The sequence below is a fragment of the Stenotrophomonas chelatiphaga genome (assembly GCF_001431535.1).
Taxonomy (GTDB): Bacteria; Pseudomonadota; Gammaproteobacteria; order Xanthomonadales; family Xanthomonadaceae; genus Stenotrophomonas; species Stenotrophomonas chelatiphaga.
On the sequence record NZ_LDJK01000114.1, the window covers coordinates 1 to 10,070 of the forward strand.

General features: G+C 67.0%; 11 protein-coding genes. 9 read left to right on the top strand and 2 right to left on the bottom strand.

The features are described 5' to 3' along the window. Window positions 1-375 precede the first annotated feature (375 nt). The gene (locus tag ABB28_RS17215) at window positions 376-750 is read right to left on the bottom strand and encodes an Mth938-like domain-containing protein (RefSeq protein WP_057687583.1); all 375 of its coding nucleotides are present in this window, start codon (window positions 748-750) and stop codon (window positions 376-378) included. Between the two features lie 15 nt (window positions 751-765). Further along, window positions 766-1,071, bottom strand: a complete 306-nt coding sequence (yhbY, locus tag ABB28_RS17220) for a ribosome assembly RNA-binding protein YhbY (protein ID WP_057687584.1) — start codon at window positions 1,069-1,071, stop codon at window positions 766-768. Between the two features lie 65 nt (window positions 1,072-1,136). Between yhbY and rlmE the strand changes: the two genes are divergently transcribed. From rlmE to ubiB, 9 genes are all read left to right on the top strand, one after another. Continuing rightward, entirely contained in the window at window positions 1,137-1,769 is a 633-nt protein-coding gene (gene rlmE, locus ABB28_RS17225; protein ID WP_042614910.1) for a 23S rRNA (uridine(2552)-2'-O)-methyltransferase RlmE, read from the top strand. 63 nt (window positions 1,770-1,832) lie between these two features. Then, on the top strand, window positions 1,833-3,782 hold the full coding sequence (gene ftsH, locus ABB28_RS17230; RefSeq protein ID WP_057687585.1) for an ATP-dependent zinc metalloprotease FtsH: 1,950 nt from the start codon (window positions 1,833-1,835) through the stop codon (window positions 3,780-3,782). A gap of 126 nt (window positions 3,783-3,908) precedes the next feature. Beyond that, window positions 3,909-4,094, top strand: coding sequence for a hypothetical protein (locus ABB28_RS17235; RefSeq protein WP_057687586.1), 186 nt, complete (start codon window positions 3,909-3,911; stop codon window positions 4,092-4,094). 92 nt (window positions 4,095-4,186) lie between these two features. Then, window positions 4,187-5,083 carry a dihydropteroate synthase gene (gene folP / locus ABB28_RS17240; RefSeq protein ID WP_057687587.1) on the top strand — a complete coding sequence of 299 codons (897 nt, stop codon included), beginning with the start codon at window positions 4,187-4,189 and terminating at the stop codon, window positions 5,081-5,083. Then, a complete protein-coding gene (gene miaA / locus ABB28_RS17245) occupies window positions 5,083-6,036 on the top strand; it encodes a tRNA (adenosine(37)-N6)-dimethylallyltransferase MiaA (RefSeq protein WP_057687588.1) in 954 nt (317 codons plus the stop codon). The genes folP and miaA overlap by 1 nt, the downstream gene beginning before the upstream one ends. 102 nt (window positions 6,037-6,138) lie before the next feature. Continuing rightward, window positions 6,139-6,417: an RNA chaperone Hfq gene (gene hfq, locus ABB28_RS17250; RefSeq protein WP_042614905.1), complete on the top strand. Its 279-nt coding sequence runs from the start codon at window positions 6,139-6,141 to the stop codon at window positions 6,415-6,417. Window positions 6,418-6,431: 14 nt separating this feature from the next. Continuing rightward, entirely contained in the window at window positions 6,432-7,742 is a 1,311-nt protein-coding gene (gene hflX, locus ABB28_RS17255; RefSeq protein WP_057687589.1) for a ribosome rescue GTPase HflX, read from the top strand. Between the two features lie 64 nt (window positions 7,743-7,806). Next, entirely contained in the window at window positions 7,807-8,301 is a 495-nt protein-coding gene (locus ABB28_RS17260; RefSeq protein ID WP_057687590.1) for a CinA family protein, read from the top strand. Window positions 8,302-8,337: 36 nt separating this feature from the next. After that, window positions 8,338-10,017 (top strand): 2-polyprenylphenol 6-hydroxylase, encoded by a 1,680-nt coding sequence (gene ubiB, locus ABB28_RS17265; protein WP_057687591.1) that lies wholly within the window; start codon window positions 8,338-8,340, stop codon window positions 10,015-10,017. Window positions 10,018-10,070 lie beyond the last annotated feature (53 nt).

Below are 10,070 nucleotides of genomic sequence, written 5' to 3' on the forward strand. Positions count from 1 at the left end.
CGTGCCTACTCTTGCCCCCACCCGGGACTTCTACGCGCCCCGCCCGCCCCCACGCCCGACCCTCCGACAGGTTCCGGGGGCCGCCACCCGCGCAAAAAAGACCATAAAAAGCGTTAGCGCCGACCCATGGTCGTCGGGATCCATCAGCCCCCCATCCCCCAACCATCCGCCGACCATGGGTCGGCGCTACCGAAGGTTCCAGGGCCACCATGGACCTGTCGAAGGTGGGGCGGGGTGGCTGTGCAGGACCGTCTTTTCGCATGGATGCGAAAAGCGAGCCCCCAAGGATGGGTTCACGGCGTGTCCTGCCAATGCCCCCTATCCCGCCCCAGCACACAGAACCCGTGGCCGAAAGCCGCTCCAAGCGGCCAACCCTCAACGTTCGAGAATGAACGCCGCGGCGACCTTGCGGCCTTCGCCGGCCAGGATGTTGAAGGTGCGTGCCGCTGCCGGGTTGTTCATCACTTCCAGCCCGATGCCGCGTGACAGGCACGCCGCCATCAGCTGCTGCGACGGGAATACCTGCGTGGCGCCGGTGCCGAGGATGATCAGCACCGGTTCCAGCGCCAGGATCGCCTCCAGATGGGCCGGCTGCAGATCGGCCACCGACGCGACAGGCCAGTCTTCCACCAGCACCTGCGGGGTGACGATGAAGCTGGCCGCCAGTTCGCGGTCGTTGATCCGCGCCGAACGACCATCCGCACCGCGCAGGGTGTAGGCGTAATCAGGGGCTTCGTGGCTCAATTGCATGGCAGGACCGGGTGATCAGCCGCGCGGAAGCACGATCTGGCGGTTTTCCTTGCTCGGCCGGTACAGCACGGCAACGTGGCCGATGCGCTGGACCAGCGCGGCGCCGGTGGTGGTGACCAGTTCGGAGACCATGGCGTCGCGGGCTTCGCGATCCTCTGCCGCCACCTTCACCTTGATCAGTTCATGGCGCTCCAGCACCTCTTCCAGCTCGGCCAGGAAGGCCGGGGTCACGCCCTTGCCGCCAATCTGGAGCAGGGCTTTGAGGTCGTGGGCTTGGCCGCGAAGAAAACGGGTCTGGGATGCGGTCAGGGCAGTGGACATGCAGGAAAGCGCTGTGACTTGGGGGGTTCAGGGTATCATGGCCACCCCATCCGGCTGTATTTACCATGGTTTCCCGCAGCAAGAGCAGCCAGCGCTGGCTGAAAGAACACTTTTCCGACCCCTACGTGAAGAAGGCGCAGGCTGAAGGCATGCGCTCGCGCGCGGCCTACAAGCTGGAAGAGCTGCTCGAACGTGACCGGCTGCTGAAGCCGCACATGCTGGTGGTCGACCTCGGTGCCGCCCCCGGGGGCTGGTCACAGCAGGTCCGACGGCAGATGGGCGACACCGGCCGGGTGTTCGCATTGGACATCCTGGAGATGCCGGCACTGGCGGGTGTGGACTTCCTTCACGGAGACTTCAGGGAAGAAGCCGTCCTATCACAGTTCGAGGCCATGGTCGGGGACCAGCCGGTAGACCTTGTACTGTCCGATATGGCCCCCAATAAGAGTGGAATGGACGCGGTGGACCAGCCGCGGATGATGCACCTGGCAGAGCTGGCCATGGATTTCGCCGACAACCACCTCAAGACCGGTGGGGCATTCCTGATCAAGCTGTTCCAAGGTGTGGGTTTTGACGACTACGTGCGTGAAATGCGCAGGCGGTACGACAAGGTCTCCATCCGCAAGCCGGACGCCTCGCGCAAGCGCTCCCCCGAGGTCTATGCCCTCGGACAGGGCAAGCGCGCCGTGATGAAGTAAGCTCGTCAAGCAAGCCCGACCCATGCACCAGCCAGCACAAGAGGAATACCGGAGCCAATGAGGATGAACGACTTGACCAAGAACCTCCTGCTATGGGTGGTCGTCGCCGTCGTGCTGATGGTGGTATTCCAGAGCTTCTCGCCAAAAACGAGCGGCGCCGGTGCGCCAGGCGCGACCTATTCGCAGTTCCTGGACCAGGTGGACAGCGGCGCGGTGCAGAAGGTGACGTTCGCCGGCGACATGCGCGGCGGCACCAACGAAATCACCTACACCACCCGTGGCGGCCAGACCTCCACCATCACCGCACCGTTTGATCGCGACCTGATCAACGTGCTGCGCACCAAGAACGTGGAAATCGTCCAGCAGGAGCCGTCCAGCGGCATCTCGCTGGGCGCTATCCTGATGAACTTCCTGCCGGTCATCCTGATCATCGGCTTCTGGCTGTTCATCATGCGCCAGATGCAGGGCGGCGGCGGCGGGGCCAAGGGCGCGATGTCCTTCGGCAAGTCGCGGGCCAAGCTGCAGGGCGAAGACCAGGTCAAGGTGACTTTCGCCGACGTGGCCGGCTGTGACGAGGCCAAGGAAGAGGTCGGCGAACTGGTCGATTTCCTGCGCGACCCGTCCAAGTTCACCAAGCTCGGCGGCAAGATCCCGCGCGGCGTGCTGATGGTGGGTCCGCCGGGTACCGGCAAGACCCTGCTGGCCAAGGCCATCGCTGGCGAGGCCAAGGTGCCGTTCTTCTCGATCTCCGGTTCGGACTTCGTGGAAATGTTCGTCGGCGTCGGCGCCAGCCGCGTGCGCGACATGTTCGAACAGGCCAAGAAGCACGCGCCGTGCATCATCTTCATCGACGAAATCGACGCCGTCGGCCGCCACCGTGGTGCTGGCCTGGGCGGCGGTCATGACGAACGCGAGCAGACCCTCAACCAGCTGCTGGTGGAGATGGACGGTTTCGAAGGCGGCGAAGGCGTGATTGTCATCGCCGCGACCAACCGTCCGGACGTGCTGGATCCGGCGCTGCTGCGCCCGGGTCGTTTCGACCGCCAGGTGGTGGTCGGCCTGCCGGACGTGAAGGGCCGCGAGCACATCCTGAAGGTGCATATGCGCAAGCTGCCGCTGGCCGACGATGTCGAGCCGATGGTGATCGCGCGCGGTACCCCGGGCTTCTCCGGTGCCGACCTGGCCAACCTGTGCAACGAGGCGGCGCTGTTCGCCGCGCGCAGCAACGAGAAGGAAGTCCGCATGGACCACTTCGACCGGGCGCGCGACAAGATCCTGATGGGTGCCGAGCGCCGCTCGATGGCCATGAGCGAAGAAGAGAAGACCCTCACCGCGTACCACGAAGCCGGCCATGCCATCGTCGGCCGCCTGGTGCCCGAGCATGACCCGGTCTACAAGGTCACCATCATCCCGCGCGGCCGTGCGCTGGGTGTGACCATGTACCTGCCGGAAGGCGACAAGTACTCGATCAACCGCGTGGCGATCAATTCGCAGCTGTGCTCGCTGTACGGTGGCCGCGTCGCCGAAGAGCTGATCTTCGGTGCCGACAAGGTCACCACCGGCGCCTCCAACGACATCGAGCGTGCGACGAAGATGGCGCGCAACATGGTCACCAAGTGGGGCCTGTCCGAAACGCTCGGCCCGATCGCCTATGGCGAAGAGGACGATGAGGTGTTCCTCGGCCGTTCGGTGACCCAGCACAAGAGCGTGTCCAACGACACCGCGCGCCGCATCGACGAGGAAGTCCGCAGCATCCTGGACAAGGCCTATGCCCGTACCACCGAGCTGCTGACCGCCAACGTCGACAAGCTGCACGCGATGACCCAGCTGCTGCTGCAGTACGAGACCATCGATGCGCCGCAGATCGACGCGATCATGGAAGGCCGTGATCCGCCGCCGCCGATGGGCTGGGGCAAGTCGAACAACAACGATGGCAAGAACGGCGGTGGCAACGACAAGGGCGGCGACGCCCGTCCGGTGCCGCCGATCAGCGGCCCGGCCGAGCAGATCTGACCACCGACTGCTGGGTGTAGAAGGAAAAGGCCGGGGAAACCCGGCCTTTCCCGTTCAGCCCGGCCGTGCACGCAGGAGGCAGCTGCGGGACAATGGGGGCCACATTACCTACTGACCGGATGCTGCATGTCGACGCCCCCGCCCGAGCCGATTTCCCATACCGCCGAAATGGTCATTGCCACGGTGGTCGGCGTGGCCGTCGGGCTGGGCCTGGACAACCTGCTGCTCGGATGCGTGGTGGGTATCGCGCTGGGCATCGTGCTCAGCATCGGCAAGACGCTGTATCTGGATCGCAAGCGCCGCAGGCGCTGACCATCACGGCGGGTCGCGCCGCGGCATGCCCGGCGGACCCGTTGCATTTCCGGTTGACGGCCAGCGGCCGTCACTACCTTCGAGGGACCGCCATGTTCGACATTTCTCCGCAGCTCGATTGTGCCGGCCGAATGCTGCGCCTTGATCGTGCGCGGGTGATGGGCATCGTCAACGTCACCCCGGATTCGTTTTCCGATGGCGGCCAGCACGACACGGCCGAGGCCGCCGTCGCCCACGGCCTGAAGCTGGTGGAGGAGGGCGCCGACCTGCTGGACATCGGCGGCGAATCCACCCGCCCCGGCAGCGAGCCGGTGCCGCTGGACGAAGAGCTGCGCCGCGTCCTGCCGGTCATCGAGCAGCTCGCCGCCCGCACCACGGTTCCGATCAGCATCGATACCTTCAAGCCGGAAGTGATGCGTGCGGCGGTGGCGGCCGGCGCCGGGATGATCAATGACATCCACGCGCTGCGGCAGCCCGGCGCACTGGAGGCCGCTGCGGACACCGGCGTGCCGGTGGTGCTGATGCACATGCAGGGCGAGCCCGGCAGCATGCAGGCCGATCCGCAGTACGACGACGTGGTGGCCGAGGTACATCGTTTCCTGGTCCAGCGTCTGTTCGCCGCTGAAATGGCCGGCATCGCGAAGAAGAACCTGGTGGTTGACCTGGGCTTCGGTTTCGGAAAGAGCGTGGAGCACAACATGACCCTGCTGGCGCGTTCGGAACGCTTCCTCGAACTGGGCGTGCCGATGCTCGCCGGGCTGTCGCGCAAGCGCACGCTGGGTGAGTTGACCGGCCGCCAGCTGCCTGCCGAACGCGTGGCTGCGTCGGTCGCCGCGCACCTGGTGGCCGTGCAGCGCGGCGCGCGGATCGTGCGCGTGCACGACGTGGCCGCCACCGTGGATGCCTTGAAGGTGTGGGCCGCCGTGGATGCCGTGCCGGCGCCGCGCAAAGACGCCGCGCCTGCGATCCGCTGGCCGGACGAAGGCTGATGGCAGAGGACCGTCGGCCACTGGCGATCGCGGTCATGGGACCGACCGCCAGCGGCAAGACCGCGCTGGCGATCGACCTGGCCCGGCGGCTGGACGGGGAGATCGTCAGCGTCGATTCGGCGCTGGTGTATCGCCATCTGGACATTGGATCGGCCAAGCCGGATGCCGCCGAACGCGCGCAGGCGCCGCACCATCTGCTGGACCTGTGCGATCCATGGCAGTCGTTTTCCGCTGCCGAGTTCGCGCGTGCCGCACGCGCTGCCGTGGATGACATCATCGCCCGCGGCAAGCGGCCGATCCTGGCGGGGGGAACCGGCCTGTATTTCCGCGCCCTGCTGGAAGGGCTGTCGCCGATGCCACCGGCCGACGAATCCACCCGCCTGCAGCTGTCGGCCGAGGCCGCCGAGCGCGGCTGGCCGGCGCTGCACGCCGAACTGTCTGCGGTGGATCCGGAGGCGGGCGAGCGCATCCATGCCACCGATCCACAGCGCATACAGCGGGCGCTGGAGGTGTACCGGCTGACCGGCCGGCCGATCAGCGCCTGGCAACGGCTGCCAGGCGAGGGTCGACTGCCGGTACGCGCCCTGAAGCTGGTGCTCGCACCGCGCGACCGCAGCGTGCTGCACCAGCGCATCGAACAGCGCTTCGACGCAATGCTGGAACATGGCTTCCTGGAGGAAGTGCGGGCGCTGCGGGCGCTGCCCGCGATGGCCGCGGTGGCGTCGCCACTGGACCTGCCGGCGGTGCGTGCGGTGGGCTACCGGCAGGCCTGGGAGTACCTGGACGGCCACCACGATGCCGCCGCGTTCCGTGACAAGGCGATCTTCGCCACCCGCCAGCTGGCCAAGCGGCAACTCACCTGGCTGCGCGGCGAACTTGATGCGCGCTGGTTCGACCCCCATGTAGAGGGGCAGCGGTTGATGGCGGCGGTGTCCGCCTTCGTCCCGTCCTGAAAGCGTGCCGGGCGCCTGCCGTGTACCATCGACCTGTCGGTGGGCGGCTGGGGGGCCGTGGCATCTGCCGACACCCATAAAAACAATAATCAGGAGTTAGCAATGTCCAAGGGGCAATCGCTGCAGGATCCGTTTCTGAATGCACTTCGGCGCGAGCGCGTGCCGGTTTCGGTGTATCTGGTCAACGGCATCAAGCTGCAGGGCACGATCGAGTCGTTCGACCAGTTCGTGGTGCTGCTGCGCAATACCGTCAGCCAGATGGTCTACAAGCACGCCATCTCCACCGTGGTGCCGGCGCGCAACGTCAAGCTCGGTCCGGGCGGTGGTTTCGTGCAGGCCAATGAAGATGGCCAACCGGCGGGTGATGAATCCATTGAATAATCCTGGAGTGGTACGTGTTTGATCGCTCGAAAAAGGGTGAAAACGCCCTGTTGATCCAGCCCCATTTCGGCAAGCTGGAAGAGGACGTGCTCGAAGAGTTCGGCGACCTGGCACGCTCGGCCGGTGCCAGCATCGCCGCTACCATCACCGCGCGCATCGACCGCCCCAACCCCTCCACGCTGATCGGCAGTGGCAAGCTGGAAGAGGTCAAGGCCGCTGCCGATGCAACCGGCGCCGACCTGATCCTGGTCAACCATGCCTTGTCGCCGGGCCAGGAGCGCAACCTGGAAAAAATCCTGGAACGGCGGGTGATCGACCGTACCGGGCTGATCCTGGACATCTTCGCCCAGCGTGCGCACAGCCACGACGGCAAGCTGCAGGTCGAGCTGGCGCAGCTGCGCCACATGTCGACCCGGCTGATCCGTGGCTGGACCCACCTGGAGCGCCAGCGCGGTGGTTCCATCGGCCTGCGCGGACCGGGTGAAACCCAGCTGGAAACCGATCGCCGGCTGCTGCAGAAGCGCGTTGAGCAGCTGCAGAAGCGGCTGGAAAAAGTCGAAGTGCAGCGTACCCAGATGCGCCGCGCGCGCCTGCGCAGCGAGCTGCCGCGCGTGGCCCTGGTGGGCTACACCAATGCCGGCAAGTCCACGCTGTTCAATTCGCTGACCGGTGCGGAGGCGTACGCCGCCGACCAGCTGTTCGCCACGCTGGACCCGACCGTGCGCCGCATCGCGCTGCCTGGCGGCAACGTCGTGCTGGCCGACACGGTGGGCTTCGTGCGCGACCTGCCGCATGACCTGGTGGCTGCATTCCGCTCCACGCTGTCTGAAGCACGCGAAGCGGATTTCCTGCTGCACATCGTTGATGCCGCCGATCCGCACCGCGAAGAACGCATCGCCCAGGTCGACGAAGTACTGACCGCCATCGGCGCCGGCGACCTGCCGCAGCTGCTGGTGTTCAACAAGATCGACCGCATCGAAGGGGCCGAGGTGCGCCACGACGGCCACGATGGCGTGCCCGATGCATCGCGTCGCGAGCGGGTCTGGATTTCCGCGCGCGACGGGCGCGGGCTGGACGTGCTCGAGGCGGCGCTGGGCAAGCGCCTGGGCCTGCAGCACGTGACCGGCGAACTGCGCCTGCCGCCGTCGCAGGGCCGCCTGCGTGCACGTCTGCACCAGCTGGAAGTGGTCCGCGCGGAAACCGCGGACGAAGACGGCTGGCTGCTGCAGGTGGAAATCCCGATCGCCGAAGCGGAGAAGCTGGCCGCCGGCGACGACGGTGGCCCCATCCAGGCGCTGCTGCCGGAAAAGCTGCCGGAGTGGTAATCCCTCGGGGCCGGCCCTGCTGCACGGCAGGAAGGTGCTGGCTCCCCAACCGCAGGAACGCCCCATGACCCTTCCCACTGACGACCTGCTGGCCGGCCTGGCCAGCGAACTGGGCCGCACGCTGCAGGCATCGAGCCTGCAGCTGGTCACCGCTGAAAGCTGCAGTGGCGGCTGGATCGCCAAGGTGATGACCGACATCGCCGGCTCGTCGGCGTTCTTCGACTGCGGCATGGTGGTGTACAGCTACGAAGCAAAGCAGCGGTTGCTCGGCGTGCGCGCGCAGACACTGGAGGCATTCGGCGCGGTCAGCCGCGAGACGGTGCTGGAGATGGTCTCCGGCGCACTGGTCAACTCCGGTGCGGGCATCGCCGTGGCGGTGACCGGCATCGCCGGCCCCGGTGGCGGCAGCGACGACAAGCCGGTGGGCAGTGTATGGATCGGCTGGAAGCGCCGCGGTGGGTATGCGCACGCACAGCTGTTCCACTTCCACGGCGACCGCGACGCGATCCGCCGCCAGACGGTTTCGGCCGCGTTGAACGGACTGCTCGCGCAGCTGTGAGATGCTGCGCGCTCCCCCCGCCTGGAGCATGCACCGATGTGGGAAACCCTCGGCACCGTCCGTGACCTCGGCCGCCTGCAGGAAATCGCCTCGGTCCTGATCCGCAACGGCTTCGGCGACCTGGTGCGTCGGATCGGCCTGGCCGACGTGCTGGAGCGGGCAGGGCGGCTGCTGCACTGGGGTGATGACACCCAGCGCACGCCGCTGACCGCCCCGATGCGCGTGCGCCGGGCGATGGAAGAACTGGGCCCCACCTTCGTCAAGCTCGGCCAGGTGCTGGCCACCCGCGTGGACCTGTTCCCGGCGGAATGGATCGCCGAGTTCTCCGAGCTGCAGAACGCGGTGCCGGCGCTGCCCTACGCGCAGATCCGCGAGCAGCTGGAGCGCGACGTCGGCGGCGATCCAGCGCAGGTCTTCGCCTGGCTGGACGAGGTGCCGATGGCGGCCGCATCACTGGCCCAAGCGCATCGCGCGCGCCTGCACGATGGCCGCGAGGTCGTGCTGAAAGTGCGCCGCCCCGGTATCCGCGACGTGGTGGAAGCCGACCTGCGGCTGCTGGCACGGCTGGCGGAAATCATCGAGGCGCGGCTGCCCGACCTGCGTCGTTATCGGCCGGCCGACGTGGTGCAGCAGTTCACCACCTCGTTGCGGCGCGAACTGGATTTCGCCGCCGAGTGCCGTAACGCCGAGCGCATCGCCCGTGATTTCAGCGGCCGCACCGACATCCTGATTCCGTCGGTGCACTGGCAATGGACCTGCGAAAGCCTGAACGTGCAGGATTTTGTCGACGGCATCGCCGGGCGGGACCTGGCTGCGGTGGATGCGGCCGGGCTGGATCGACGCCAGCTGGCCCAGCGCGGCGCCGACATCGTGTTGAAGATGGTGCTGCAGGACGGCTGTTTCCACGCCGATCCGCATCCGGGCAACATCATCTACCTGCGCGATGGCCGGATCGGGGTCATCGATTTCGGCATGATCGGCACGCTGTCCGAGTCGCGCCGCTTCCAGGTGGCCCAGCTGTTGCACGGACTGGTCGAGCAGGAGCCGGAACAGGTTGCCGACATCCTGCTGGACTGGGCCGGCGGCGTGGCGGTGGATGAGGGACGCCTTCAGCAGGACATCAGCCAGTTCGTCGACCGGTATCGCGGCGTGCCACTGAAGGACCTGCGCATCGGCCTGATGCTGACTGACATCACCCTGTTGCTGCGCAGCTACAACCTGATGCTGCCGGCCGACCTGGCGTTGATGATCAAGGCCTTCCTGACGCTGGAAGGCATGGGCCGCCAGCTCGATCCTGAGTTCGACATGGCCAGTGCGGCACGCCCGTTCCTCGAACAGGTTGTGCTGCAGCGCTACGCTCCGCGCGCCCTGCTCAAGCGTGGCCGGCGCAGCCTGCTGGGGATGCTCGACCTGGCCGGTGAACTGCCGCGCGACCTGCGTCGCCTGGTGCAGGCCGCGCGCCGTGGGCGCCTGCAGATCAAGGTGGAAACCAATGCGCTGAAGGGCTTCGGCGACCAGGTGAACCAGGCTGCCAACCGGCTGGTGGTGGGCATCGTGACCGCCGCCCTGATCATCGGCTCATCGATCGTGATGCACAGCGTGGGCGGGCTTTCCAGCCGCTGGCTGCTGGTGTTGGGCGTTGGTGGTTTCATCGGTGCCGGGTTGTGCGGGGTGTGGATCCTGTTCTCCATCTGGCGCAGCGGCCGCAGGCGCTGACGCAGCGAACGGCGACGCCCCTCGTGGTGGGCGCTGGAGGCTGGCTGCTGGGG

Bases quoted from the DNA above. Each gene is read 5' to 3' on its own strand.
- ABB28_RS17215 (WP_057687583.1), bottom strand. From the start codon at position 750: ATGCAATTGAGCCACGAAGCCCCTGATTACGCCTACACCCTGCGCGGT.
- yhbY (WP_057687584.1), bottom strand. From the start codon at position 1,071: ATGTCCACTGCCCTGACCGCATCCCAGACCCGTTTTCTTCGCGGCCAA.
- rlmE (WP_042614910.1), top strand. From the start codon at position 1,137: ATGGTTTCCCGCAGCAAGAGCAGCCAGCGCTGGCTGAAAGAACACTTT.
- ftsH (WP_057687585.1), top strand. From the start codon at position 1,833: ATGAACGACTTGACCAAGAACCTCCTGCTATGGGTGGTCGTCGCCGTC.
- ABB28_RS17235 (WP_057687586.1), top strand. From the start codon at position 3,909: ATGTCGACGCCCCCGCCCGAGCCGATTTCCCATACCGCCGAAATGGTC.
- folP (WP_057687587.1), top strand. From the start codon at position 4,187: ATGTTCGACATTTCTCCGCAGCTCGATTGTGCCGGCCGAATGCTGCGC.
- miaA (WP_057687588.1), top strand. From the start codon at position 5,083: ATGGCAGAGGACCGTCGGCCACTGGCGATCGCGGTCATGGGACCGACC.
- hfq (WP_042614905.1), top strand. From the start codon at position 6,139: ATGTCCAAGGGGCAATCGCTGCAGGATCCGTTTCTGAATGCACTTCGG.
- ABB28_RS17260 (WP_057687590.1), top strand. From the start codon at position 7,807: ATGACCCTTCCCACTGACGACCTGCTGGCCGGCCTGGCCAGCGAACTG.
- ubiB (WP_057687591.1), top strand. From the start codon at position 8,338: ATGTGGGAAACCCTCGGCACCGTCCGTGACCTCGGCCGCCTGCAGGAA.